Consider the following 26,803-nt stretch of genomic DNA (forward strand, 5'->3'; position numbering starts at 1 on the left):
TCTGCCACGCGACCTGAGCAAGCCGGAGAGCACTAAAAAGGCGTCAGACAATGTCTCCTCTGACGCCTGTCCCGGGTGGACGCGGAAAAAACTAAAGCGGCGTAATGGCTTCTACAACATGCTGAAAAACGTAGGGGTCGGAAAGGAGTTCAAACTCTTCATCATCTGGATAAGTCACCGCGACGTGATAGTTTTCTCCAGCAAAGGCTTTTACCGCCTGTAAATCCTGCCAGTAAGTCGCCAGAAAGAAATGCTCCCGCTCGCCCTGGGTTTCCCTGCGTACAAATGCACCTTTGTTACCCTCGATACTCCTTGAGTGCTCGACACCTGTTCTTTGCAGATGATTCGCAAAACCTTCTGCATGCTTAAGCGGAACACAACCGTGCCAGGTCCTTACAATCATTAGCTTTTCCTCTATGAACGACAGAATATAACCCTACCACCTAAAGATATCATGTTGTGCAATTTGAGGCGTATCTTCCCGTGACCCGCGCGATAGTTATCCTCTGACCCGTTCACGAAGGCGTTTCTGGCGCATGCTGAATACAGCCCAGACCCGTTAAGGTCTTGTGCACGGCCTCAATAAGAGGGGTATGTGGTTCGTAGCCCAGAAAATTGACCAGTTTTGCATTGTCCATCCGGATTGGCTGTTGCCACAAATATCGCATCTCCTGCATTTCATGCAGCGTGGTGTTGAAAGGTGACAGCGCAAAGATGAGCCACCAGGGAAACGACTTTATCTTTGCCTGAATCCCGCTAAGTTGCGCGACATGCTGTATGGCCGCGGCCATCGCCGTGCCATCGGCGTCCCAGTGTCCGCGCATATGAAAACAGGCAAACGGTTCGAGTTGATCCCGACGCGCTAACAGCGCCGCAAGGGTTTCTGCGACGTCGGGCAGCCAGGCCCACTGATGACCTGTTCCGGCTTTACCCGGGTTTTTAATTATCCGCGGGCATTGTCCCGGCTTGATCCATCCCTGCGAAAACCAGTTATTGCCTGCGGCAGGGCCGAAGAAGTCGCCTGCTCGCAGAATCAGCACCTTTCCGCCACGCTGCGCGTAGGCTAACAGCGCCTTCTCCATCTGTACCCGTATTGCCCCTTTGCGGGTGACGGGATTTTGCGGGGAGTCTTCCCGCAACAGGGGAAAGGCATCCGGGCCGTAGTTATAAACGGTGCCAGGGAGAACGATTAAGGCGCCATTTCGTTCCGCTGCCTGGATAGTGTTATGTAACATTGGCAAAACCAGGTGTTCCCAGTTGCGATAACCCGGCGGATTAACGGCATGGACAATCACATGACACTCTGACGCGGCAGAGGCCACCTGCCGGGTATTCAGCGCATCGCCGCTTACCCACGTTATACTTCCGGGTTGTTCATTTTGCGGGGCGTTGCGGCGCAATGCATGAACGTCCCATTTTTCGCCGATGAGTTTACGCGCGATTTCGCTACCGATTCCACCTGTCGCGCCCAGGATGAGTACCTTGTTTTTGCTTTGCATGGTCTTACCTTTGCCGGATGTCTGCTGCTTGACAGCGTAATGCCAGCGCGAGCTAAATGTAATTGCATGACATCGGATAGCAGGTATGCATTTTTGTATGAAACTAAATATTCCATGGGAATGGTATCGCACCTTCCTGGCAGTGATGAAAGAGGGATCCCTGTCGGGGGCAGCCCGGATGCTCGCCATTACCCAGCCCACGGCAGGACGCCACGTCGCGGCACTGGAATCAGCATTGGGTCTGGTGTTGTTCATCCGTTCTCAGACTGGCCTGCAGCCGACAGATGCCGCCGTCGCGCTGCAGGGCCATGCGCAAGCGATGGAAAACACGGCCAGTATGATTGAGCGATCGGCTGCCGGCTTTAGCACCCGCACTGGCGAATTGCGTGGCGTGGTGCGTGTTTCTGCGAGTGAAATTATCGGCACCGAAGTTCTGCCGCCTCTGATTGCGCAAATTAAAGAGGCTCACCCGCAGGTTGCCATTGAGCTGGTTTTGTCTAACCGCATTCAGGATTTATTGCATCGGGAGGCGGATATTGCAGTACGCATGACCAGGCCGGTACAAGAGCAACTGATCGCACGTCGGATGGGCAGTATTGAAATGGGTCTGCATGCCGCACCTGCCTATCTGGCGCGGCATGCCGCGCCGGAGAGTATGGAGGCGTTGTTCACGCATACTCTGGTGGGCTTTGATAAAATCACGCCATTTATTTTACAGGCTCTGAAACAGTATCCGCAGCTGCATCGTGAACGGTTTACCGTGCGTACTGACAGTGATGTGGCGCAGTTGAACCTTATTCGCGCAGGCGCCGGCATCGGGATATGTCAGGTGCGACTGGCCGACTTTCCTGTCCCGCTGCAGAGATTGCTGCCTGATTTCTTTGCCTTGCATCTCGACACCTGGCTGGTCATGCATGAGGATCTTCGCCAGAGCAAGGCCTGTAAAACGGTATTCGATATTCTTGCCGAGGGGCTACAGGCTTATATCGCGAAGGCGAAACCGTGATATTCCCGCATCCCCCGGGCCGCAGAAGTGTCCGTTTAACTGTGGACGCATTGGCTGGTTGATTTATGCGCGGGCAGATAGCGCAAAGCGGTTTTCAAGGACATGGGCAATTTCATCTTCAGTCAGCAATTGCTTCTCTACTCTGTCCGCTGTAATCGTCTTAAGCGTATCGCCCAGCAGGATAAATCGTCCCTCGGGTCGATGCTGTATGACAAGCAACTTCTGTACAAAGACGGCATCGGGGTGCGTGGAGTTAAGGTAATTAGCCGGAACAAAGTCAATCCATTCCTGAGGTGAGAGGTCGAAACCGTATTGATCGGCCCAGCTTCCTTCAACCTTTGCCTGCAGCAGATAGTCGCCGCTCGCATCGCGGCTAAGCCGGAAGGTATCGAAATCCTGGATGATGTCCGTCTCCAGTTCGTCTAAGGCCATCGGCGCGCGAATACCGTAGCTGCCAAATCCAAGGTCGCAAAGCCACTGACGGCCATCGACTTCGGCGATGACCGCCATATGGGTTTTAGGTCGGCGCGCAGGATAGAACATTGGCCGCGCCGCGACAAAACGGTAGGTCATACCCAGCGCCTCCAGCGCCATGGTAAACAGTCCGTTGAGTTCATAGCAGTAGCCGCCTCGTCTCTGGCGTAATAGCTTATCGGCAATATCATCAGGTACCATCGAAACGATGTGACCGGCCTGGACATCCAGATTCTCGAAGGGGATCGAAAAGAGCTGGTGACGCATGAGCGCGTGCAGCGTAGCGGTATCCGCAGCCGCGTGTCCGCTATAGCCTATGCGCCGGAAGTAAAGGGAAAGGTCAAAATTGTCGCTGTGCATGTGACTTCCTTGGCTGGTTTGTGTTGAACACACTATAGATGGCGCTCTGCATCGCCTGTATAGTCAGATTTATCAAAAACCAGACTATACAGATAGCGATGTCCGACCCCTTCCCGCCGACTCCCCACTACCGCCGAATCGCCGAAACGCTGCGGCTTACGCTCGCGTCAGGCGCTTTACGAGCCGGCGATCGTATTATCTCCGCGCGTAAACTGGCCGAGCGCGAGCAGGTCAGTCTCCCCACGGCGCTGGAAGCCCTGCGCTGTCTTGAGGCGGAGGGGCTGATTATCGCGCGACCGCGTTCAGGCTACTTTGTTCGCCAGATAACCCCCGGCGGGGAGGCGCAAAGCCCCGCGTCTTTACCAGGGCCCGTGCCGGTAACCATGTCCGCTATAGCCCGCTCGCTGTTCGGTAGCGCTGAAGCGCGTCTGGTCCCGCTTGGCGCCGCGCTACCCGATCCCGCCTGGCTGCCCGTAGATGCGCTGCAGCGGGCGTTACAGACAGCCGGTCGTCGGCTTGATGCGCGCGGACAGAGCTACAGCCTGCCTCCGGGGAGAGCAGACCTGCGCCGCAAGATTGCCGCTCGCGCTGCGCAGTGGGGGGGCCTTTTTGGCGCGGATGACCTGATCATTACCGCCGGCGCAACGCAGGCGCTACGTCTGGCGCTCCATGCCGTGTGCCGGCCAGGCGATGCCGTGGCGATTGAGCAGCCCGCCTACTTCGGCACGCTCCTGCTGTTGGAGAGTCTGGGTCTGAAGGCATTACAGATCCCCACGGACCCGATTGAAGGTTTATTACTGGCGCCGCTTGAAGAGGCCATTCTGCGCCATCGTCCTGTCGCCGTTCTGGCCTCGCCCACGGTGCAAAATCCGTTGGGTGCCAGCATGCCCGTTGAACGCAAGCGGGATCTGGTGACCCTGCTTGCCAGTCAGGGCATTCCGTTAATTGAGGATGATGTATATGGCGATCTGGCCGGCGGCGCGCAGCGGCCGCCAGCGTGTAAAGCCTTTGACAGGTGCGGAAATGTTATTTATTGCAGCTCGCTGTCTAAAACCCTGGCGCCGGGCTGGAGAATCGGCTGGATTGCTGCCGGACGCTATCACGCAACGGTATTGCAGGCCCGCATGGCAGGGGAGTGGGCAGGCTCGCCGCTGATGGAAGCCGCGGCAAACGAGATTCTGGCCAGCGGTGATTATGACAGGCATCTGCGGCACCTGAAGCTGCGGATTGCGCAGGGTATCCGGGCTATTATCGCAAAGGTTGAAACCAGCTTCCCTCCGGGCACGCGCGTCGCCGCGCCAGAAGCCGGTTTTCTGATTTGGGTACAACTTCCGTCCGGGATAGAGGCGCTGGAGGTCCATCGTCGCGCTCTCGCCCTTGGCATTGGCGTCAGTCCGGGACCGCTGTTTTCCCCTGGGGCGGCGGAACTGCAAAACTACCTGCGGTTGAACTGCGCGAATGAACCCACCCGCCAGCTTTTACATGCGGTGGAACAACTCGGTAGCTTATGCCATGAATTGGTCAGGGGGCATTGACCGAATCGCCATAAGTTTAAAGATTATGGGGGCACATATTGTCTGTATGGCTCAGTCTGAATATTGCACATTGCCGCTAACGTCCGCTCATAGCGGACTACGCCTGTTTACCGTAGTGTGCGTTGTCCCCAGTGTAATGCCAGCCTGGTACCGTCAGCTTGATAGCGCCAGTTTCAGATCTTCGGCATTAAAAACGGTGTCTGTCTTCAGGACGCCATATCTGGATATTATTGCAGAGAATAACGGTGCAAGAAGAGGTTATGAACGTACCGGGTTTTATGAAATTGGGCGAAAAAACGCTTCTGTTTTCTTGCCAATTAGATTGAATTCCTGAACACCTCTGCACTTGCATCTGTAAGTGTTGATGCCCGGTGTTCAGGGTGCGCTGACAAATAACGGGCAACCAAATCAAAACCCAGAGAATATCCCAGCCATCTGGGCAAATCGCCAGCACCGAAAAACCAGACATTATGGTTATAATCCGTGTTCTGCCATTCTCTTGATACCCGTGCCTTGTAAAGATTCATTTCATGTGAATCAAGACATTCCCAGGGTTCTGGCGGCCCCCCAAAGAGCTGAATAGCGAAATGCCCGGCTAATCCCTCGGAGACAAGAACTTCACCCAGAGAAAAGCCATATCCCGGACCACGCCATCTTGCTGCATGGTGGAGTTCATGAGCAAACATTCGTTCCAGTGATTGATTGGCATTAGCACAAAATGCCGGGTTCGCAGGATCAACCGTAATGTACACAACCCCAGGTTCCGGGCAATATCCCAGATGTCCTTTTTCAGGAATAACATGGACTCCGGCTTTAACGATTACATCCAGAGAAGGTAATGGCATAGGGATATTGGCTTTCATGTACGTCTCTGACAGACATGTTTCAAGCCAGTTGTAATGTGCTGTTAGCTTCTTTTGCGCATTAAGGAAATGAAGAACCATCGATGACATGAGACCTCCTGTTTTAGGGGGTGAGGACCAATGGAACGAGATCATACGTTAGTGGGTAACTTTATGATATATCAAAATATAACAGAGAGAAAAACAGTCTGAAAATGCTGTCTTTATTAAGCGGGAAATGGCATTTAGTGGACCATCATGTCTCATGATCGATTTTTCAGACAATGATTTTTCTCTTCTCGGATGATTCTGGACACAGAAATGCCGTAGCCACGACGTTCGGGAAAACTGATTTATTCAACAACGCCGCAGTATTATTATCTGGAATGAAATTCTGTTGGGACGGTCTCTGAATGACGTCTTATCAAAATAATAATCTGCCTGATGTGAAGTCAAAAACCCGGCATATTATGCCGGGGTAAGATTTTATTGCTGAATGCCTTCGACAGAGATTATCAGCTCAACGTCTTGTGACGCTGGTCCAAGATCGCTTTTAATATTAAAGTCTTTGAGGTGGATGTTGCCCTTGGCTTCAAAACCTGCGCGTTTACCGCCCCATGGATCATCCCCTTTACCAACTAGTTTTGCATTAAGGGTGACTGGGTGCGTTACACCATTGAGTGTCAGGTCACCGGTAATATCAAGGTTGTCACCATTTTGTTTCACTTCCTTCGACAAGAAAGTTGCTTCCGGAAATTTACTTACGTTCAGGAATTCAGCACCACGCAGATGTTTATCTCGTTCTGCGTGGTTAGTGTCGAGACTGCCGGTAGCGATTTTCACACTCACTTTATCAGCCGCTGGGTTAGATTCATCATAGGTGAAAGTCCCGTCAAAGTCTTTGAAGGTACCATATAACCAACTATAGCCGAGATGTTTAATCTTGAAGTTTATAAATGCGTGCTGCCCCTCTTTATCAATTTTATAATTAGCTGCAAAAGCAGGAGCGGATGAAAACAGGACAGCAAACAGCGAAAGACCCAGCAGGTGTTTTTTCATTTTTTAACTCCAGTTTGTGATGACGATTTACCAAGCATTCTGAGAAGTGTTTCGTCTTTATCGATAATATGGTGTTTAACGGCCATCAGCCCATGCATCACAGAGACAATAACAACGGCCCAGGCAACCCATAGATGGATTGTTCCTGCGAGATCCGCTTGTATTGCCGCATCGGTTAATGTTGCCGGAACTTCAAATAAACCAAACACATTAATGGGTTTACCATCTGCTGTTGATATTAGATATCCGCTAATGACAATGGTCAACAGGGTAGCATATAGAAATATATGCGCTAAACTCGCGCCAATGCGTGTCAGTCGCGAATAGCTTTTTAACGGGGCTGGCGGTGGTGAGATGACTCTCCATGCAATCCTAATCACCAATCCCATCATTAAAAGGATACCGATTCCTTTATGGATCTCCGGGGCTTTGTGATACCAGACATCGTAATAGCCTAATGTGACCATCCACAAACCTAAGGCAAACATCGCATAGACTGCTACTGCTGTCAGCCAATGCAAGGTTATGGATATAAGGCCAAACGTTGTTTTTGAGTTTGTCAGACGCATGAAATAAAGGCTCTGTTATGTAACAAAATACTAAAATGACGACATTCTGTTAATTAATCAATCATTAATTTGCGGATGATGTGAAATTAAATTCTAGTTCAAATTTATTGTTTAACCCCCATGTTTTTCCACCAGTTTTTAGCACAATAATTCATATTCCCTATTGGGTTTTATATAGTTAAGTAAATATCGTTTACATTAATTTGAGAAAATATTCATATCTTTATCAGACCGGATGGCGCTTTTATTCACATATTCGGCATGTGACTCCGTTTGTGCTGCGACGCAGAGTCTGCCGTTTTGGCGCGCACGGGTCCTGCCAGCTCATTATTTGTAGCGGAAATTGTTTTCTCTCGTTCTTACGTCTATGGTGGCGGCAAGACATAAGGCATATCTTAATCGCGCAGTGCCACGTTTCTACAATCTGTAACCCCTGTGCTTTTGTCCGCTCTGACGGGCGGAAAGATTAAAACCGCAAAAGTTGAGGTACAGTCGGTAGTGGGGGAAACGTGTCAGATCGCCACTTTCAGCAATGACATAACGGCAATGACCGCGCCAATCCCCGGATCGTACATAAGTGCTCGTAGTGACTCCGCGTCCGGGACATATGCAGAAACTGCCCAGCTTCGGGAAAATAAAGGCGCTGATAGTGGTTATTGCCAGTTTTTACTTACCCCTCGACTGATTATTTCATTGATTCCTTGGTAAAAATGGGCATAAAATAAGCATCTTTTACCAGGGTGGTTTGTCAATTAAAAAATAAGGAATACAAGTGAAACTTACAGTGCTGGTTGACAATAATACATTTATAGATCGCTATTTGATTGGTGAACCTGGGGTATCTTATCTGATTGAATGCGATGGAAAGAAAATACTTTTTGATACCGGGTATTCAGACGTCTTTATAAAAAATGCCCAGTTCTTAAATATTGATTTACTGGACCTCGATAGTATTGTTTTTTCTCATGGTCATAACGATCATACTTGGGGGTTGAATCATTTGATACAATATTATGATCGCGCGACCAATCCCCCGGCTAAAAAAATACAGTTAATCTGCCATCCTGATGCCTTAATCCCAAAGTATTATAATGCAAAGCCGATTGGTATAAACTTCATGTTGGAGGAAAATCATTATTTCTTCACGAAAATTTGTTCGGCAACTCCAGTTAATATAACAAAAAACATTATTTTCCTTGGGCAGATCCCACGAAATAACAATTTTGAGGCAACTGAATCTATAGGCCATACTCTCGATCATTGTGGTGATATATCAGATGACTTTGTTCTCGATGATTCTGCGTTGGTCGTAAAAACAAAAAAAGGAATAGTTGTCATTACCGGGTGTTCCCATGCCGGTATTTCTAATATTATCGAATATGCTAAACTGGTTAGCGGAGAAACACACATTGTTTCAGTGATCGGTGGGTTTCACTTGCAAAATGCGGATAAAAATACCTTGTCAAAAACAGGGGAGTATTTTCAAGAGCTGTCTGCGGACTCGCTTTATCCATGTCATTGTACCGACCTCGCCGCGAAAATAAACTTAGCCAGTTATGTAAAGATAAATGAAGTCGGTGTTGGCCTCAGGCTCCATTTTCCTGTTACAGAAGAGTGATTGCCGCTCATTGTCGGTTTCATCCAGATCTCAGGGGCAAAATCCGCAAGACTGACGCCAGTGCCCGCGCAGTCGTAGGGGCATAATGCTGAATCCAGCGGTAAAGTGTTGTACGCTCGACACTGTATTCGCTATCTGTGCCCCGGCAATGGCGGCTGGCATGATCGCCAGCAACGCCATCTCTCTCAACTGGCTTCACTGTTCAGAACGGATATTTCTGAAGGCTGCTCCTGTGACATCACGGTCAATTGCTCAGGACGTCTTTTCCGCAAGGAACTGACTTATCGATTCATAGCCAGCAAAGGCTAAACATCGTTGCCAGACAGTTCAACAACAGGCCGGATAATACGTTTAGCCAGTTTTTTTTGCAGTATTATGACCATAACAGGAAATCCACAGGCGGCTAATGCACTAACAACCAACAGTCTGTTGAGATTTTGCGTTGTTATTCCCGGGTCAGGTAGTAATAAGGAAGACAGAAAGAATGCGAGAGTTGTTATCAGGTACATTATTGCTGTCTGTAGTGAAGTAAAACTGGCTCGTCGTTCATCCTCAGGATACCGGACTGCAACCGATGAAGCGGCAACAAGTCGGCTATATGCAGCACCAGTAAATAAGGTTATAAATAGAACTGCATTATGATAACCCATTGCAGGCAGCAGCAAGCTTGCGACAAACAACAGAGTTGAAATGGTTGCCAGCATCAGCGCAGATAAATGCGATATCAGAATACCTGTTATTTTTGTAGACAAATAACCTGCTATCCCGCCACTTAAAAACAAAAAGGGTAATAAGTTTTGTGCTGCGCCCATATACTGCGTCATTAATGGAGTCAAAACAGGAATGATCAGCATGGGACTAAATTGTACCAGTGCAGGGCAAGAGGCGAAAAGTAAGGTTTGAGCGTCAATAGACAGATTTCTCTTCACGCCCGCTGGAAGCGTATCCCTGGGGACAATCAATATTATCAACGGTACAGACAGCAGGCAGAGTGAACTGATTAACCACAGCGCGCTATGCCAGCCATTGTGCGTGCACAAAAATAAGACCGCTGGCATGCCGACAATACTGACCATCGAAAATGAGGCAATCACCGTTGCCAGCATTTTTCCACGTAAGTTAAGCGGGGCACAGTTTATCAAAATGCTCATGCCCACTCCCATTGTTGTGCCACCAACCAGTCCTGCGCAAAATCGGAGGGCGAGTAGAGCGCCAAAATGAGTCATCAGTGTGGACAAAAATGTTAACACTGCCAGCAGCACCATATTCCTGATCAGGAATCGTTTTTTATTAACCCGGTCGATCATATAAAAAGCAACCATTCCGGAAAGGACGGCACCCAGTGTGTACATACCGGAAACATAGCCAGAAAATGATACGGGAACTGCAAGCCCGTCTGCCATAAAAGCAAAAACCGGCGTTAACGCCATATACTCCAGCGCATTAGTGAACTGGATAAAAGCCATGACAATGGCTATCCGCATGAGGACTTTATGATTAAACGTCTGCGTGACCTGTAGCATAGCAAGCAACCTATGGATAAAAGATACCCTGAGTTTAACCGCTATCAATGGTATGTATTATATGATAGAAATGGCATTTATTATTATCAAATATGGGATAATTGATGCGTCCGGCTCTTGATTTTAATACCCTGAAAGTGTTCATTGCGGTGGTTGAAAGAGAAAGTTTTGTTGGGGCATCTAAAGTCCTTGAAATGCCGACATCAAATGTCAGCCGCTGTATTTCTCAGTTAGAAGAAAGACTCAATCTTCAGCTCATAGAGCGCAGCACCCGACATATGAAACTCACCCCGGCGGGGCGTCTGCTCTATACCCGAGCGAAGCCATTACTGGAGGCGCTTGAGCAAACTGAGATAGAATTAACGTTGCGGCAAATGCAACTCAAGGGGCCTTTACGCATCTGTATTCCCAATGAAATAGGTCCCGCATTGCTGGGTTCTGTTATTGCCGATTTTGCCTGTCTGTACCCGGACCTGGAGATCAGCTGTATTACAAATTTGTCTGGCCTTGAATCTCTGCGCGATGATCTGGATTTAGCTATCATTATTACCCGTGGTCAGATGGAGGACGGTGACTATATAGCCCGTCATCTGGTGACGATCCCTTGCACTATTGTGGCAGCCCCGGCCGTTATTCAGCGTTATGGTACCCCTTCTCATATCCGGCAATTTGCAGAATTACCCTGTATTACAACGGTAAGTGCACTGAAAGGCGCGCCCTGGCAGTTTGTTAATATCAAGGGGGGATTCGAGACCATTAAGGTTAATGGGCATTATCGGGTAAACAGCGGAGAGATGGCAGGCCGCGCGGCGCTAGCAGGTGTCGGTTTTGCAATTCTATAGAAACAAGCCTGCCAACCCTACATTAGCGATGGACGGTTGATTGAGGTTGAGTTTGAACAAGCGCCGGCGCCATTGCAATTGTTCGCACTGTATTCCGACCGGCGTTACTTGCCCGCTAAAACAAGAGCGCTCATTGATTTCATGCATCAGAAATTGCGCAATGACTGACGGAATACAACAGCGCCTGAATAACCTGCCGCCAGCGGTAAACCCGGAAATCGCAAAACGTGCGTGGAACTAAAACCGGCATGCTGACAGGCGAGCGGCGAAACAAAGCGCCAGGGTGAGCCGATAAAAAGCGGCTGCGCGCAGGCTTTTTATCGGCTCATGGCACGAACGGTTAGGGGTTCTCCAGCAGGGTGGAAAGACGCGCCAGCACAGCGGCGCATCCGGCCAGCACCAGATTGCCGTTTAACAGACCATTATCGGCGAGAAACGCATTACTGACACCGCCCGCTTCGACAATGATCAACATCCCCGCCAGCGCGTCCCAGCTGTTCATATGCTCTTCGTAATAGGCATGCACCTGCCCGCTGGCAACGTGGGCGAGCATCAGCGCCCCGGCGCCAAAGCGGCGATACTCCATTCCGCCATTGAGCACGCGGTCCAGGGCGCGGGTATAGTTTTCGACCGGCGCGCGGCTCGAGCGCCCGATACCGATAACCACCGTTTCCGGATCCGGCTCGCGTAGCGTCAGACGCCGATCGTTAAGAAATGTCCCTGCGCCACGGCGGGCAAAGAAAAACTCATTCCGATCCGGGGCGTAGATAATCCCCAGCTCCGTGGTGTTCTCGCGAACGTAAGCCAGCGAGATGCACCAGTAATCCATCCCCTGAATATAGTTGGTGGTCCCGTCGATAGGGTCCAGTACCCAGGTACCGTGCTCGCCAGCCTGCAGGCCGCTCTCTTCCCCGAGAAAACCATCCTGCGGACAGTGAGCGTTCAGCCAGCTTTTGATCTCTTTTTCCACATACAGATCGGCATGTGAAACAAAATCCTGGCGGGCTTTTTTATCCACTTGTAACCCGGCATTGCGTAATGCCTGCGCTTCTGCGCCCAACCGGCGAATCAATACACATAATGATTGTTGCTGTTCTTCCGTCATGGCCTGCTCTTTTGAGGTGATGGCGACGTGCGCCGGGAAATGAGCTCTACATCCACCCAGGTTGTCCGCGAGGGTTGCAACGGATCGTCCGCGCGCTCCAGCAGGCGGGTTAATGCCTGGCGGGAAATCTCCGCAACGTCCTGATGCAGGGTGGTGAGCTGATAACTGTATTGCGCCGTTTGTGGCGTATTGTCAAAACCGATGAGCTGAAAATCGTCCGGGGCGTGCCTGCCGCGCTGGCGCATCCCGTCAAGAAAACCGCAGGCCAGCTGCGCATTGGCGCAGAAGATGCCATCAAGAGTCTCATCGGCTCCGACTGCGGCCTGAAACCCACCGTCATAACCCTCGTCGGGCGCGATGATCGCCTGCAGATTGCGGGCGGTGTCGATACCGAAGGTCTGTAGCGCCTGATAAAAAGCATCGCCGCGCATTCGTCCGGCCCAGGTGGAGTGCGCGGTATTGAGCCAGCCGAAACTATGGCAGCCGTTGCGCACCAGTTGCCCGGCGGCGAGGGTTGCGCCGTAGACGTTGTCTGAGCTGACGTAATCCACAAAGGGGATACCCGGCTGGCGGTTGATGCCTACCACCGGGATCTGTTGCGACACGCACTCATTCACCAGCGATTCCGGTGGCTGACCCGAGGTCACGATCACCCCGGACACACGGAACTGGGAAAAACGGCGCAGCGTGCGGGCCAGGTCCTTTTCGCTGCGAATTTCACTCACCAGCGCCTGAAAACCACAGCGCTGGATCTCGCTCAGCAGGGCATCCAGCAGGCTGCTGCGAAACGGGTCGCTGATGCGTGAGACAATCACGCCAACCAGATGGCTGCGGCGGCGGTTGAGCCCCTGCGCGAGAAAGTTAACCTGATAACCCAGTTCCTCCGCCGCGCGCAGGACCCGCTCCCGGGTGTCGGGGGAGATACTGCCGTTATTGCTCAGCGCGCGCGAGACCACCGCCCGTGAGACGCCCGCCCGGTGGGCGACATCCTGCGCGGTGACGCTCTGTTTACGGGGGACTGAACTCATGCCGGGCGTTCCTGCGCAGAAATCACGGGGGGGTTGAGCGCGCATTGCAGGCCGTCATGGCTGACGAACAATCCGTTCCACGGCTGGCAAGCGCGCTTAAGGTCATCCAGTATCGCGTCGTGACAGTGATAGAGTCCCAGCGCCGGGAGATTCAGTTGCTGAAACAGCGCCAGACAGGAGGGAAAATCGCCGTGTGACGCCTCACTGCTGAGCGCCGTCAGCGATGCACATTCCTGGAAAGCAAGATCGGCGCCCTCCATAAGCGCCACTGACTCTGGCGTTGGGCGGCCGTCACCGCTGTAAAACAGCGTCTGCTGGCCCTGGGTGATACGAATGGCGCGGTTGGTGAGCTCATGCCGGGTTTCGGCGGTCTGGATATGCCAGTCGTGCCACGTCCATACGTCGGTGGTGTCGCGCCAGTCGAGATCAAAACACAGCGTGGTCTGCGGCCAGGTGGCGAGCGCGGCCAGTTGCCTCAGCACGGGGCGCTGCTGCGGTTGACTGTAAATAATCAACGCTTTGTGGCGCGAGAAGCTGTGCCAGTAGTTGAGCAGTGCCGCCAGCCCGCTACAGTGGTCCGGGTGAACGTGGGTAAAATAGACGGCGTCGATATCATTGGCGTCTCCCCCGCGTTGCCACAAGGCCCGGGGAATGGTGGGGCCGCAGTCAATCAACCATTGCCGGTTCGCCTCATCGATTATCCGCAGCGCAGAGGTATTTTGTTCACGGGAGAAGGCGCTGCCGCACCCAAGTACATCTATTTTCATTTTCCCTCACCAAAAAATGTTTGACGCTTAATTAAATTGTCACAAATACCCGACAAAGTAGGCTCACATAATGTCGAGTCAACATTGCATTTTTTTTACATTCGAATGAACACGTGTTCATTGCAGTAAAAAAAGTCCACGCAGCGATTTTTGGGTAATGAATATGAGTTATTTACAGATTGCCGGGCTTCAAATTAGCTATGGCGAAAAGGTTGTGTTGCATAATATCGATCTGCAGGTCGGGAAAGGCGAGATGATTGCCCTGTTGGGGCCGTCCGGCTGCGGAAAAACAACGCTGCTCAATGCGCTTTGTGGTTTTATTCCGGTAAAAACCGGGGAGATTACCGTTGCCCATCGCGATATTACCCACAGTGCGCCGGAGCAGCGCAATATCACGATGGTATTTCAAAGCTACGCGCTGTGGCCGCATCTGACGGTGGCGCGCAATATTGGCTATGGGCTGAAACTGCGCAAATGGCGTCGTGACGATATTGACCGCCGCGTCACGGAACTGCTCGGCATCGTCAATTTGACCGGTCTGGCGGATGTGAAGGTGACGGAGCTTTCCGGCGGGCAGCGGCAACGTGTCGCTCTGGCGCGGGCGCTGGCCATTGAGCCGGACGTGCTGGTGCTGGATGAACCGCTGTCGAATCTCGATGCCAAAGTGCGTCTCAACGTGCGGCATGAAATAAAAACCCTGCAAAAACGTCTCGGCTTTACCTCATTAATTGTCACCCACGATCAGCAGGAAGCGCTGGTTATGGCTGACCGCATCGCGGTGTTAAATAATGGCCGCATCGAGCAAACAGGCACGCCGGAAGATATTTATCAACGTCCCGCCACACCATTTGTTGCGGATTTTATGGGGGCGGACAATAAAATTTCTGCCAACCAACTCTTTGCCGCTCAGGACATTTCCCTGCGCGTCCAGGGGAAATATTCCGCTGACGATTTTCGCGACCGGACGCTTTATTTTCGCAGCGCCGATACGGCGCTCGGTGCGTTAACCACCCGCATGCCTGACGAGGGCTTAAGCCTGAATGGCGTAGTCGAGCAAAGTGTTTTTCTTGGCAATTTATATCGCCACAGCGTGCGCTGTCGCGATCGCGTGTTACTGGCGGATTCAACCCAGTGCTGGCCCGCGCAGTCATCCGTGCGACTGCACGTTCCGGCCGCCGCGTTACATATTTTTCCATCGTCTCAAGCAAATTAATTTCATTGTGTTCATTTTGGGGATAGACCATGTTGACTAAAACGAAAGCTGCGGTAGTGACTGCCTTGTTTCTGAGCTACGGCGCACAGGCCGACACCATCCTGAACGTTGCCACCGCAGGCGATCAGAATATGGTGGATTACGTGAAAACCTGGCTGGGACCGAAGTTTGAAGCGGCGCATCCGGGCGTAAAAGTGCAGGTGGTGGGGACCGGTCCCGGCGATGCTGGCTCGAATAAAATCATCGAGAAACTGAGCGCGCAAAAAGAGAGTGGCGCGAAGACCTGGGATATTGATGTGGCGGTCGTTCATCAGAAAGCCGGTGGCGAGCTGGTGGAAAAGGGGCTGCTGGAGAAATACCGCCAGCAGATTAGCACCGGCAGCATGGTGAGCGCCGATAGCGCCAAAAATGCCCTCGGCGTGAACGTCGACGGCTACGTGATGCCGATGTTCTTAAGCCAGACCGCTATCGCATGGAACAGCGAAGCCATCAAAACGCCCCCGGCGTCTTACGATGAACTGGTGAGCTGGGCGCAGAAAAACCCGCAGGCTTTCGGCTATAACGGCATCAAAAACGGCATGTCCGGCGTGAGCTTTGTGGTGGGCTGGATGTACGCCTACGGCACGGACGCCCGGCGTCTGTCTGCGCTGCCTTACGACAAAGGCGTGGAGAAAAACTGGAGCCAGGCCTACGAGAAGCTGAAGGCCTTCAATAAGAATGTGACCTTCACGCCAGGTAATGCCGGTACGCTCGATATGCTCAGCCGCGGCGAGATCACCATGGGGCCGGTGTGGGTGGATATGTTCTACAGCTGGAAAGATCAGGGCAAGCTGCCGCCGTCTATCAAGCTGGCGCTGCTGTCGCCGGGGATGCCGGGACAGCCGATGTACTACGTGATCCCGGCGAAGGCGGCAAACCCACAGCTGGCGCGTGAATTTATCGAGCTGGCAACCAGCCCGGACGTGCAGGCGCAGGGGATCGTGAAACAGTTTAACTGGTACCCAGGGATCAATGCGGAGTACGTGAAGCCGAAGCTGGATCCGGCGACCTGGCAGAAGCTGTTCGCGGAAATCTCCCCGAAAGCGCTGGCGGACTACGGCAAAAGCTTCCCGATAGCCCCTTACTTTGACGACATAAAAGAAGGCTACGAAAGCCAGGTCGCCAACTAATTATACCCGTCATACTTCCCGCTGCAGGCGCGTTGGCTACACTCGTTCACTGCCTGCCTGCAGCGGGAATTATTGAGGGTATACCGTCAATGTTCAGGCGCGACATGACGTCGCCCTGAGCGTTTCTTTTTCTGATGTCAGGTTTGCTATGCGCCGTTCGTTGAAATATCTGTTACTGGTCGCGCCTGCCGCGCTGATGATCGCCGTGCTCTTTTTGTACCCGCTGGGGTTCTCGCTGATTGCCGCGTTTACCAACGATGCGCGGCAGTTGACCCTGGGCCATTTCGCTAAGGTCTATGCTCTCTATTCCAGCGATATTGCCTTTACGGTGGTGATTGTGCTGATCTCCGTGGCGCTGCTGGCCGCGATTTCGATCACCCTCTCGGCGGTGATCACATTGTCACCCTGTCGGCCGATTGTGCGCATGCTGGGGTTCTTGTACCGTCTGCCGCTGTTTATCCCTTTTATTGTCGCCGCGCAGATGATGCGGACCTTCCTCGCCAAAAACGGCCTGATGAACAATGCTCTGGTGGCAACCGATCTGTTTACGCCGATGGAGACCGTCTCCTGGCTGGGCTGGAAAGGGATCATCATTACCTTTGTCTGGAAACAACTGGCGTTCGCCACGCTGCTTATCTGCGGCGCGATGGCGGCGCTGGAGCAGTCGCAGATCCTGGCCGCTCGCAATCTCGGGGCTTCGCGCGTGCGTATTCTGTTCGACGTTATTCTGCCGCAGGTGCTGCCTGCTATCGGTGTGGCGCTGGTGCTCTCGACCGTGACCATGATGTCGGTGCTTTCCGTGCCGCTGATGATCGGTGTCGGCACGCCGACGATGATGACCGTGGACATGGCGTTTCGCGTCAACTCTTACGGCGACTACGCGGTGGCCAATGCGCTGGGGGTGGTATCACTGCTGATATGCGGCGCGCTGTCGTGGTTCTACCTGCGCCATAGCCTGCAACAGAAGGGGGGCGATTTATGAAAGAGGTCAGTATGACTTTACCGGAGACGTGGCTGGCGAAAGGGCGGCGAAAACTGAGCGCCAGTCTGCCGCTGCAGACGCTGCTGTTGGTTTTTATGCTGTTGGCGATGTTTGGCCCGCTGCTGAACTTACTCATCTGGACGGTGGCGGAGAGCTGGTTTTTCCCCCATGCGCTGCCCAGCCAGTGGGGGCTGAAATACTGGTATCAGGTGTTCAGTCCCTACAGCGATGTTTCCGGTTCACTCCTCACCAGCGTGCTGATTGCGGTGCTGTCGGTGGGGGTGTGTCTGGTGATTTCGGTGCCGGCAGGTTATGCGCTTTCACGGCGAGGGATGCCGCTGCGGGTGCTGTTCATGCTGCTGTTTTTGATTCCGCAGGCGTTTCCGAACCTGACGGTGTACATGAATATCGCCCGGCTTTTCTATCAGTGGGGGTTAAACGGGACGGTAGCGGGCGTGGTGCTGGTGCATAGCATGCACGGCCTGATGTACTCGGTATGGATTTGCGTGGCGGCCTTTTCCGCCGTGGATCCGTTGCTGGCGAGGGCGTCACGTAACCTCGGCGCCGGGCCGATTTACACCTTCTGGCATATTGTGCTGCCGCAGGCCTCGCCGGGCATTATTGCCGCCAGTATTTTTGTTTTCCTCGAATCGCTGGATGAATTTACCGGCACGTTTTTCGTCGGCGCACCGGACATCAGCACGCTGCCGCTGCTGCTGTACAACGCCAGTATGTCGGGGAACTATCAGGTGTCGTCCATTACCGCCCTGATTCTGCTGGTGCCATCGCTGCTGTTTATGCTGGTCATCCATAAGTTTATGCGCCCGGAGATGCTGTCAAAACTGGGCAAAGGGTGAGGGGAAGGGCCCGTTCTTCATCGTCGAACGGGCATACTCAACGCCTCACTCCGGATAGCAAATCTGCTCCGGCTGACGTTGCATAATCACCTCACCGTGGCGGATAGAGGTCAGCACTTTGGCCTGGCGACGTACCGCGTCATAGTCGTTTTCCGCATCAAGGATCAGCAGGTTGGCCGGGCGCCCTTCGGCAATACCGTAGTTAGCGCCCAGGCACAGCGCCCGGGCGCTGTTCTCGGTAATGAGATCGAGGCAGCGCTGCAAATCTTCATACCCCAGCATATGGCAGATATGCAGTCCGGCGTCGAGAATGCGCATGATGTTGCCATTGCCCAGCGGATACCACGGATCCTGGATGGAGTCCTGGGCAAAGCAGACGTTGATCCCGGCGCGATCCAGCTCTGCGACGCGCGTCACGCCGCGGCGTTTCGGCCAGCTATCGAAGCGCCCCTGCAGGTGAATGCTTTCGGTCGGGCAGGAGATAAAGTTGATGCCTGAGGCTTTGAGCAGGCGGAACAGCTTCGAACAGTAGGCATTATCGTAGGAGCCCATGGCGCAGGTATGGCTGGCCGTTACCTGGGCGCCGATGCCGCGTACCCGGGCTTCTTCCGCCAGCACCTCCAGAAAACGCGACTGCGGGTCGTCGATTTCATCGCAGTGGACATCCACCAGGCAGCCGTGGCGCTGGGCCAGATCCATCAGGAAAACCAGCGAGCTGACTCCCTTATCGCGGGTGTTTTCGTAATGCGGAATACCGCCCACCACGTCGGCGCCCATCTCAATGGCACGGGTCATCAGGTCGCGTCCGCCGGGAAAGGATTCGATGCCCTCCTGCGGGAAAGCGACGATTTGCAGATCGATAAGGTGGGCCGCCTCTTTTTTCACCATCAGCATCGCTTCCAACGCCGTCAGCGAGGGGTCGGTGACATCAATATGGGTACGCACATGCTGCACGCCGTTATCGCGCAACATGCCGATGGTTTTCAGCGCCCGCTGGCGCGTATCTTCAACCGTGACGCGCTCTTTACGCTGGCTCCAGCGGGCGATGCCCTCGAACAGCGTGCCGCTCATATTCCACTCCGGTTCGCCCGCTGTCAGGGTGGCGTCGAGATGGATATGCGGCTCGACAAACGGCGGAATAACCAGCTTGTGCCGCGCGTCGATATCGCCGGTGTCAGCCGCGCGTGCGGCATCCTGCGCGGTGATGCTTTTAATCAAACCATCCTGTAGCTCCAGGGTATAGAGCGCTTCTTTATGGCGCAGGCGCGCGTTGATAATGTTCATGGTTGTTCCCGTAAATGGTTTTGCGACATACGCCAGATAGCCAGGGCGACCGAGGCGTTGAGATGAAATTGCGGATGGCTGACCGGATAGCCGGTCAGTTTTTCAATACGTTGGATGCGCTGATGCAGCGTGTTGCGGTGAATAGCCAACCGCTCGGCGGCCCTGACCACGTTGCCGCTCTCCTGAAGCAGCGTTTCCAGGGTCTCCATTAACAGCCACGGACTTTTGCGGTCGGGTTCGATCAGGCAGCCGAGGGTGTCATGCATAAAGTCGGTGAGTAGAGTCGGGTCGCTGACGGCGGAAAGCAGCTTGATAAAGCCCAGTTGCTGATAGTCGCTGATGCGCTGGGCCGGGCGCAGGTTATCGCTGAGATCCAGCGCCTGGCGCGCCTGCGACAGCGCGCGCTGATAGCCCTGTAGCTGCTGCACCGGCGCCGACAGGCCGCACAGCAGCGACAGCCCGTCGCGGCCTTCCGCCTGGGTCAGCAGCCACTGTTCTAACCCCTTTTTCTGCTGATAAAATTCGCCTTCCTCGTCCGGAAGCAGGAAGAGAAACATATTGCTGCGTTCAACCAGCGGAAAGGGATTGCCCTGCTGGTTGAGCTGCTGCTGCAGGCGCTGGCGCACGGTGCGGCGAGCCTGCTGGAGCCAGGCTTCGGCCTGCTCCGGTGGCAGCTGGCGAAACAGGCGCGGTATCCCCTCAAGGCGCAGCGCCGCCACCCGCAGCGGGCGGGTAAAATCCAGCTGCTGGTGGAGCGCGCGTTGATGCAGGATATGCAGGTCGGGGTAGTCGCCGGTCAGCAGCTGCAGCAGAATATCGCGCTGTGATTGCAGGGCATTCTCGCTACGTACCAGCGCGGTGCCGATGCGTTCGGTCACCATCACCATCTTCAGCAGATAGGGCTGTTCGATCAGCGGAATACCCATCTCGTCGGCCAGCGCGATCAGGCGCGGCGGAATCGCCTGAATATATTGGTCGCCGGTGAGGATCACCATCCCGGCGATCCCGCGCTGTTTGCCTTCCATCAGCAAATGAATCAGGTTGTTTTCATCGCGGGGGTGGTTGATCCCGGTGATAAAGACCAGCTCCCCGCCCATGATCCATTCGGCGATATTTTCATTTTCCGCCACGTAATACCAGCGCACCGCCAGCTGCAGCCCCTGTTGCCCCGCGCGCAGGCGCAGGGGGGAGAGCCCGTCAAGCGCGAGGATTTCACTGACCGTCAGGCCCATGATTACTGCTCCGCGACCGAGTCAGCGGCGGGCTGACGTTTGCTCAGACGCGTCAGGGCGATGTAGAGCAGCGCGGAAACGGTAATACCCACCAGTGGCGCAATCCACGGCGACAGGTAAGCCACCACCGCGCCCACGGCGTAGGCGCCAAGCCCCAGCCAGTTAAAGCGCGGCAGGCGGGCGGTGTGCAGCAGGGGATAGCGGCCGCCGCGATAAAACCAGTAGTCGGCAAGGATAACGCCGCCGATGGGCGGAATGATGCTGCCCAGCAGCACGAGGAAAGGGATCAGCATTTCATACATCCCGCCAATGGCCAGCAGAATGCCGACACCGGCGGCGACTACGGTCATGGTGCGGCGACGTTCGCTGCGCAGCAGGTGGCAGGCGGCCGCCGAGACGTTATAAATCGTCGGCCCCTGAATGGTCAGCAGGTTGAGGCACAGCATTACCACCGCCGCCACGGACAGCCCCTGTAGAATCAGTACCTCCACAATATCGGCCTGCTGATAGACGATGGCGCACCACGCCCCGGCAACAATCATCAGCCCGTTGCCGACGAGGAAGCTGCTCATGCTGGCGACGATGGCGGTACGGCTGGAGTTAGCCAGCCGCGTCCAGTTCGTCGCCTGGGTCGCGCCGCTGGCGAAAGTGCCGAATACCATGGTGATGGCCGCCGACCAGGTCATGGTTGAGCCCGGTTCGATTTGGGTCATCGCTTGCCAGCCACCGGCGTGATGGGCGGCAAGATACATAGAGACCACCAGCAGAATAAACATCAGCGGCACCGACACGCGGGACAGCGCATCCAGCCCCTTGTAGCCGACCAGGGCGGTGACGCAGAACAGGATGCCGAACAGAATCATCAGCACAATAGTCATCGCCTCGGGCAGGGCGAGGATCTTGACCAGCGAGATAGCGACCGTCGCCGTACCCCAGGCGTACCAGCCCAGTTCGGCGAAGCCGAGAATAAAATCGGCGAGCTTGCTGCCGATTTCACCGAAGCAAAAACGGCCCATCAGTACGGTATTCAGCCCGCTGCGCGCGGCAATCCAGCCGAGCGACGCGGCATACAGGGCCAGCAGAAAGTTGCCGATAACCGCGATCCACAGCAGGTTTACGATGGAAAAAGAGACGCCGAGCTTGCCGCCTGCAAACATGGTGCCGGTAAAAAAGGTGAAGCTGAACAGGACCATGGAAATCGAAAACACGCCCTTACGCCCGGAGGCGGGCGCTTCGACGAGTGGAAAATCATTGCTGTTTGACATTGTGGAACCTCTGAGTGGTTATCCGAATAGCGATACCAGAGGTTTAGCAAGAGATATGCCAAAAATATCACTGCACAGGCAACATAATGAAGTGGGCACTTTGCACATAAAACGGCGTTAATCTGCCGCTAAGGGTCATAAGAGTGTGCAGGGTGCAAACTTTCGCACCATGATGGCGCAGTCGCTCAGCCATCCGTTGCGTGGGGCATTTTCCCATCGTCCTGTTTCCTGACCTGAGGCCGCGCGCTTTTTGCCGATCTTTACCGCCGGATATGTCAGCGGGCAGGTCTTTTATCCGGAACAAGAACGGCTGAACAGAGACGCGAAAATCCGCCGCCCCAACGGCTCCTGGTGAAAGTCAAACGAAGGTTAAACGAAACGTTTTCTTCAACCCGGCGCAGTGTATCGCTATTAAAGATGTCACCGCTAAGGATTATATTCACGCAGGGTACTGAATGGATTCATGACCTGATGCTTTGTCTTAGTATTTAACATGGGAATCCATCACCCGGAGAAAATATGACCTTTTTGAACATATTGATTTTGGCAGTCATTCAGGGGCTGGCTGAGCTGTTGCCTGTTTCCAGCTCGGCACACGTTATTATGGCGGAAAAAATACTGGGGCTGAATCCAAGTGCACCAGACATGACATTGCTGTTGGTTATGCTGCACACCGGGACGATGTTTGCTGTTATCGTTCATTTCTGGAAATCCTGGCGCGTCACCTATTTTAGCTCTGGTGCGGCGTTTAAACATTATGCTCTGCGCATTATTATTGCCACCATGATGACGGGGATCGTCGGCTTAACCCTGCAACATATCATCAAGGTTTATTTCTCTGGCAATACGCCAGATTTCGAAATTGAATCACTGTTCAGCAACAGTAAACTGATTGCTTGCGGGCTTGTCGTGTCGGGCATTCTCATTATTGTCTCGTCGCGAATAAAAGAAAGTCATAGTCAGCGTCTCTCTTTAATCCAGTCGGTCATTGTGGGGATGGTGCAGGGACTTTGTCTGCCTTTTCGCGGGTTATCCCGTTCCGGCGCGACAATTTCTACTGCATTATCCGTCGGCGTTGCCCGAAAAACCGCAGAAGAATTCAGTTTTGCGCTGGCGGTTGTGCTGACGCCCATTGTTATCGTCAAAGAAGTGGCGCGCGCTTTCCATGCCAGCGCTGCACTCAAGGCGGTCTCACCGACCGTTTCCTCCATCGTTCTGCCGAGTTTGCTGGGTATGGTTTTCAGTTTTATCGCCGGTTTAGTGGCGCTTCGCTGGCTGGCGGGCTGGCTGGAACATGATAAGTGGCACCTTTTTGGCGGCTACTGTCTTCTTGCCGCCTGCGCCGTTCTTTGGATAGGGTAATTCTTATCGTCGTGGCGCGTAAGATACCCTAAATCATGCGCGTCGCAGGGCAAAGCATCCCCCTTCGGGAATAGCGCAAGTGCTGTTCCCGAAAGGGCAGCGGCCACAGGGCGAATGACACGGCAATGCCGTAGCCCGGCGTCAATGACAGAGATGAGCATCTGCCGCCAACGCCCGTGCAGCGTGAGGTCTTTTAATCGCGGCGACTGGCAGAGCGTGATATTCCCGTAGTGAGCGATACCCCTGTGCACGTGCGGGCGAGGTTGATTGTCATGACTCAACGCCAGCGCAGATTCATCGCCGCCACTTGACCGTCCGGTTTTAGCATGAGGCTGCTGTCATCCCGTTTATCGTCTTCCCGAACGTTTGCTATACCGTGGCTTTGCAGATGGCGTGCCGCTGCTGTGCACCGCGTAGTTCCCGCCATTCGGACGCGTCCCCTCGCTTCATGGACTCTGTAAGCCGAACCATTATCCGTCAGCCATTCCGCATTGCCTGAGCATGGCCGATCCGCACATGAGAAGTCGCTGTTTTCCGCCAGATATCCTCCTTCGCCCCCGGATATGCAACCGTTACATAACATTCCATAATGGAATGTTATGTATTCTAAATATTCACTTTTAGAATACATGGATTAGAGTATGATTGCCCTGTTGTTTTTAATCCGCCAGCCTTGGCTAATGAAAAATGTATATTAATTAAGGCATTTAAATGAAAGATAAATCCTCTTCCTGTCTTATGCGTTTAACCATTCAGGATATACTGGAGTGGATAGAATTTAATTTAACAGAGGAGTTAACACTTCGGGTCCTGGAAGAAAAAACAGGATACTCCCAATGGCACTTTCAAAAAAGTTTCAAAGGAGTGACTGGTATGTCTCCAGGTGTATATATAAGAAAGCGTAAAATGGTTATTGCCAGGGATTTACTGAAGGAAACAAACAGTTCAATCACAGAGATCGCAATGTATCTCGGTTACAGACAGCAGTCAACCTTCTGTCGGTCATTTCGACAGCATTATCATTTAACTCCACGTCAATATCGTCTTAATACACGGAGCTGATCCGTTCAGTAATCATCCTGCACCAGGGATAATCTGAATGATACAGGAATTAAGAAATAATCATTTGCCAATAAAAATCCATTGACAGGTATCATTATGACCCATAAACAAGATTTACGGCAAGCATCTCAACCTGTTACTCGCTGGCTGACTTTCACAGGCACTCTTCTGGCCCAGTTCGCGTTGGGCTCGGTATATACCTGGAGTTTGTTTAATAGTCATTTTGCAACACAGCTCCACACTACGGTTCCAAACGTTGCTTTCACCTTTGGTATCCTGTGTCTCTGTCTGGCTTTTGCATCCAGTTTTGCGGGGAGGCTACAGGATAAATTTGGCGTTAAAGTGCTTACCATATTTTCTGGTATCGCACTGTTACTGGGTTTAGGGCTGACGGGGATCGCTCATAATCTGACAATGCTGTGGATTTTTGGCGGTGTCCTGGTAGGACTGGCTGACGGTATTGGCTACTTACTTACGCTGACCAACTGTATTCGCTGGTTCCCGGAACGTAAAGGACTCATTTCCGCTTTATCTATCGGTTGTTATGGGCTGGGGTCGCTAGCCTTCAAATTCATTAATATGGATCTGCTTGCCAATAACGCATTACATACCGCATTACTGTACTGGGGAGTTATTGCTGCGGTGATTTGCATCATTGGCGGGATATTAATGACAGATGCGCCATATCAAAATGTGAAAGTTGCCAGTGGTGCGGTCCAGAAAGAATATACTCTGCGTGAAGCTGTTTGTACGGCGCAATTCTGGATGTTATGTCTAATGTTCGGAACCGCAATGATGGGAGGGTTGTACATTATTGGTGTAGCAAAAGATATTGCGCAAACCATCGCCCATCTCGATGGCGTGACGGCTGCAAATGCGGTAACTGTTGTTGCTGTCGCCAACTTAGTCGGTCGTCTGGTGATGGGCATAATGTCCGATAGCATACGCATCATTCGAATTGTCACCTTTGGTCAGATAATCCTCCTGATGGGTATGGTTCTGCTTAATTTCTTCCATCTGAATGAGTATAGTTTCTTCTTTGCTCTGGGGTGTGTCGCGTTTAATTTTGGTGGTCACCTTACTACTTTTCCATCCCTGGTGGCTGAGTTCTTTGGTCTGAATAATGTCACTAAGAATTATGGCGTCATTTATCTGGGTTTTGGGATCGGATCTTTCCTGGGGTCTGTGATTGCTTCGGTCTTCGGTGGCTTCCAGTCAACTTTCTGGGTCATCTTCATTTTAGCCATTATCTCTATCATCTTCTCACTAACGGTGAAGCGTCCTGCGAACACTGAGGACGACTCTTATATTCCATGGGGTATCTGAGTTTAACCGAACCCGTTTTAAGTCGAGTCATGTATTCAGCAATGACCATGATAGTCACGATGGTGAGAATCTGTTGGCGTCAGATGTGAGGTGAAAAGTAAATGATTTTTAATATCTGCTGGTCTCTACCGTTAACTTTATGTCTGTTCTTTTCAGCTCGCTGGCTGTCGATGAATAAAATAAAAAACCCTTTGTTCAATCCACTTCTCATTACGCTGATTATCATCATTGCTATCCTGGCATTTGGACACATTCCTTATGCGAGCTATTTCCAGGGTTCTTCTTCACTCAACGCTCTGTTGCAGCCAGCCGTTGTGGCACTGGCTTTTCCTCTTTATGAGCAACTGGTTCAGCTCCGTGCGAAATGGAAATCGTTGATCATCATCTGCACGGTAGGTAGCCTTACAGCAATGTTTTCAGGCAGCATTATCGCCCTGGAAATGGGCGCAACGCCTCAAATGGCCGCGACCATCCTGCCTAAATCAGTGACAACACCCATTGCAATGGCGGCAAGTAGCGCGATTGGAGGTATCCCTGCTATCACTGCAGTATGCGTTATTCTGGTTGGTATTTTGGGGGCTGTGCTTGGTCATGTGTATCTGAACATTGTGCATATTAATCACAAGATCGCGCGGGGACTTTCAATGGGCTCTGCAAGTCATGCGTTGGGCACTTCCCGCTGTGCAGAAATTGACGCGGAAGAAGCCGCATTTAGTTCCGTGGCCCTGGTGCTATGCGGAATCATAACCGCAGTTCTGGCGCCGTATGTTTTCAAAATAGTCATGCTTCTCGTACCCTGGCTACTGAATAGATAATCCAGAGGT

At 52.8% G+C, this 26,803-nt stretch carries 24 protein-coding genes and 2 pseudogenes; 12 read left to right on the forward strand and 14 right to left on the reverse strand.

What is annotated here, in order from left to right:
- Positions 1-91: 91 nt before the first annotated feature.
- Positions 92-403, reverse strand: a complete 312-nt coding sequence (locus FNY10_RS06130) for a hypothetical protein (protein WP_100683868.1) — start codon at positions 401-403, stop codon at positions 92-94.
- A 112-nt stretch (positions 404-515) separates the two neighbouring features.
- Positions 516-1,499: an NAD-dependent epimerase/dehydratase family protein gene (locus FNY10_RS06135; RefSeq protein ID WP_160704039.1), complete on the reverse strand. Its 984-nt coding sequence runs from the start codon at positions 1,497-1,499 to the stop codon at positions 516-518.
- 97 nt (positions 1,500-1,596) lie between these two features.
- Between FNY10_RS06135 and FNY10_RS06140 the strand changes: the two genes are divergently transcribed.
- Positions 1,597-2,505 (forward strand): LysR family transcriptional regulator, encoded by a 909-nt coding sequence (locus FNY10_RS06140; protein WP_131050062.1) that lies wholly within the window; start codon positions 1,597-1,599, stop codon positions 2,503-2,505.
- A 63-nt stretch (positions 2,506-2,568) separates the two neighbouring features.
- Here the strand turns inward: FNY10_RS06140 and FNY10_RS06145 are convergent, their stop codons facing one another.
- Positions 2,569-3,339, reverse strand: coding sequence for an arylamine N-acetyltransferase family protein (locus FNY10_RS06145; RefSeq protein ID WP_141964789.1), 771 nt, complete (start codon positions 3,337-3,339; stop codon positions 2,569-2,571).
- 38 nt (positions 3,340-3,377) lie between these two features.
- Here FNY10_RS06145 and FNY10_RS06150 point away from each other — a divergent pair, with 38 nt between their 5' ends.
- Positions 3,378-4,874 carry a PLP-dependent aminotransferase family protein gene (locus FNY10_RS06150; protein WP_141964788.1) on the forward strand — a complete coding sequence of 499 codons (1,497 nt, stop codon included), beginning with the start codon at positions 3,378-3,380 and terminating at the stop codon, positions 4,872-4,874.
- Positions 4,875-5,191: 317 nt separating this feature from the next.
- On the opposite strand, the gene FNY10_RS06155 is transcribed toward FNY10_RS06150, so the two are convergent.
- The 4 genes and pseudogenes from FNY10_RS06155 to FNY10_RS06170 all read right to left on the reverse strand — a co-directional run.
- The gene (locus tag FNY10_RS06155; RefSeq protein ID WP_141964787.1) at positions 5,192-5,827 is read right to left on the reverse strand and encodes a DUF2268 domain-containing putative Zn-dependent protease; all 636 of its coding nucleotides are present in this window, start codon (positions 5,825-5,827) and stop codon (positions 5,192-5,194) included.
- Between the two features lie 375 nt (positions 5,828-6,202).
- Positions 6,203-6,775 carry a YceI family protein gene (locus tag FNY10_RS06160; RefSeq protein ID WP_141964786.1) on the reverse strand — a complete coding sequence of 191 codons (573 nt, stop codon included), beginning with the start codon at positions 6,773-6,775 and terminating at the stop codon, positions 6,203-6,205.
- Positions 6,772-7,344: a cytochrome b gene (locus FNY10_RS06165; RefSeq protein WP_141964785.1), complete on the reverse strand. Its 573-nt coding sequence runs from the start codon at positions 7,342-7,344 to the stop codon at positions 6,772-6,774. The genes FNY10_RS06160 and FNY10_RS06165 overlap by 4 nt, the downstream gene beginning before the upstream one ends.
- A 330-nt stretch (positions 7,345-7,674) precedes the next feature.
- Positions 7,675-7,922 (reverse strand): annotated as a pseudogene (locus FNY10_RS06170) (IS110 family transposase); the annotation flags it as partial.
- A 194-nt stretch (positions 7,923-8,116) separates the two neighbouring features.
- Between FNY10_RS06170 and FNY10_RS06175 the strand changes: the two are divergent.
- Entirely contained in the window at positions 8,117-8,962 is an 846-nt protein-coding gene (locus tag FNY10_RS06175) for an MBL fold metallo-hydrolase (protein WP_160703620.1), read from the forward strand.
- A 305-nt stretch (positions 8,963-9,267) separates the two neighbouring features.
- Here FNY10_RS06175 and FNY10_RS06180 read toward each other — a convergent pair whose 3' ends face one another.
- Positions 9,268-10,485: an MFS transporter gene (locus tag FNY10_RS06180; RefSeq protein WP_160703618.1), complete on the reverse strand. Its 1,218-nt coding sequence runs from the start codon at positions 10,483-10,485 to the stop codon at positions 9,268-9,270.
- A gap of 104 nt (positions 10,486-10,589) precedes the next feature.
- Between FNY10_RS06180 and FNY10_RS06185 the strand changes: the two are divergent.
- A pseudogene (locus FNY10_RS06185) lies at positions 10,590-11,495 on the forward strand (LysR family transcriptional regulator).
- Positions 11,496-11,667: 172 nt separating this feature from the next.
- Here the strand turns inward: FNY10_RS06185 and FNY10_RS06190 are convergent.
- From FNY10_RS06190 to FNY10_RS06200, 3 genes are read right to left on the reverse strand one after another with little or no spacing between them, the layout of a single operon-like run.
- Complete coding sequence (locus FNY10_RS06190; RefSeq protein WP_141964783.1) at positions 11,668-12,432, reverse strand: inositol monophosphatase family protein; 765 nt, start codon at positions 12,430-12,432, stop codon at positions 11,668-11,670.
- Positions 12,429-13,460, reverse strand: coding sequence for a LacI family DNA-binding transcriptional regulator (locus FNY10_RS06195; RefSeq protein ID WP_160703617.1), 1,032 nt, complete (start codon positions 13,458-13,460; stop codon positions 12,429-12,431). The genes FNY10_RS06190 and FNY10_RS06195 overlap by 4 nt, the downstream gene beginning before the upstream one ends.
- Positions 13,457-14,227 carry an MBL fold metallo-hydrolase gene (locus tag FNY10_RS06200; RefSeq protein WP_160703616.1) on the reverse strand — a complete coding sequence of 257 codons (771 nt, stop codon included), beginning with the start codon at positions 14,225-14,227 and terminating at the stop codon, positions 13,457-13,459. Before FNY10_RS06200 ends, FNY10_RS06195 begins: the two co-directional genes overlap by 4 nt.
- Positions 14,228-14,390: 163 nt before the next feature.
- Here FNY10_RS06200 and FNY10_RS06205 point away from each other — a divergent pair, with 163 nt between their 5' ends.
- From FNY10_RS06205 to FNY10_RS06220, 4 genes are all read left to right on the forward strand, one after another.
- Entirely contained in the window at positions 14,391-15,440 is a 1,050-nt protein-coding gene (locus FNY10_RS06205) for an ABC transporter ATP-binding protein (RefSeq protein ID WP_131050073.1), read from the forward strand.
- A gap of 29 nt (positions 15,441-15,469) precedes the next feature.
- Positions 15,470-16,609: an extracellular solute-binding protein gene (locus FNY10_RS06210; protein WP_131050074.1), complete on the forward strand. Its 1,140-nt coding sequence runs from the start codon at positions 15,470-15,472 to the stop codon at positions 16,607-16,609.
- A 148-nt stretch (positions 16,610-16,757) separates the two neighbouring features.
- Positions 16,758-17,591 carry an ABC transporter permease gene (locus FNY10_RS06215; protein ID WP_131050075.1) on the forward strand — a complete coding sequence of 278 codons (834 nt, stop codon included), beginning with the start codon at positions 16,758-16,760 and terminating at the stop codon, positions 17,589-17,591.
- Entirely contained in the window at positions 17,588-18,448 is an 861-nt protein-coding gene (locus FNY10_RS06220) for an ABC transporter permease (protein ID WP_160703615.1), read from the forward strand. The genes FNY10_RS06215 and FNY10_RS06220 overlap by 4 nt, the downstream gene beginning before the upstream one ends.
- Before the next feature lie 45 nt (positions 18,449-18,493).
- Here FNY10_RS06220 and codA read toward each other — a convergent pair whose 3' ends face one another.
- From codA to codB, 3 genes are read right to left on the reverse strand one after another with little or no spacing between them, the layout of a single operon-like run.
- Complete coding sequence (gene codA, locus FNY10_RS06225) at positions 18,494-19,732, reverse strand: cytosine deaminase (protein WP_160703614.1); 1,239 nt, start codon at positions 19,730-19,732, stop codon at positions 18,494-18,496.
- Positions 19,729-20,964, reverse strand: coding sequence for a PucR family transcriptional regulator ligand-binding domain-containing protein (locus tag FNY10_RS06230; RefSeq protein WP_160703613.1), 1,236 nt, complete (start codon positions 20,962-20,964; stop codon positions 19,729-19,731). Before FNY10_RS06230 ends, codA begins: the two co-directional genes overlap by 4 nt.
- A gap of 2 nt (positions 20,965-20,966) precedes the next feature.
- Complete coding sequence (gene codB / locus FNY10_RS06235) at positions 20,967-22,229, reverse strand: cytosine permease (RefSeq protein ID WP_160703612.1); 1,263 nt, start codon at positions 22,227-22,229, stop codon at positions 20,967-20,969.
- Between the two features lie 519 nt (positions 22,230-22,748).
- On the opposite strand from codB, the gene FNY10_RS06240 reads away from it, so the two are divergent.
- The 4 genes from FNY10_RS06240 (at position 22,749) to FNY10_RS06255 (ending at position 26,794) form a co-directional block, all read left to right on the forward strand.
- Complete coding sequence (locus FNY10_RS06240) at positions 22,749-23,591, forward strand: undecaprenyl-diphosphate phosphatase (protein ID WP_160703611.1); 843 nt, start codon at positions 22,749-22,751, stop codon at positions 23,589-23,591.
- A gap of 711 nt (positions 23,592-24,302) precedes the next feature.
- Positions 24,303-24,653 (forward strand): helix-turn-helix transcriptional regulator, encoded by a 351-nt coding sequence (locus FNY10_RS06245; protein WP_100683851.1) that lies wholly within the window; start codon positions 24,303-24,305, stop codon positions 24,651-24,653.
- A 96-nt stretch (positions 24,654-24,749) separates the two neighbouring features.
- Positions 24,750-25,979 (forward strand): MFS transporter, encoded by a 1,230-nt coding sequence (locus tag FNY10_RS06250; protein WP_160703610.1) that lies wholly within the window; start codon positions 24,750-24,752, stop codon positions 25,977-25,979.
- Positions 25,980-26,080: 101 nt separating this feature from the next.
- Entirely contained in the window at positions 26,081-26,794 is a 714-nt protein-coding gene (locus FNY10_RS06255; protein WP_131050082.1) for a CidB/LrgB family autolysis modulator, read from the forward strand.
- The last annotated feature ends 9 nt before the right edge of the window (positions 26,795-26,803 follow it).

Origin of the sequence: Klebsiella sp. Lac1, assembly GCF_009825425.1 — a bacterium.
Lineage (GTDB): Bacteria > Pseudomonadota > Gammaproteobacteria > Enterobacterales > Enterobacteriaceae > Klebsiella > Klebsiella electrica.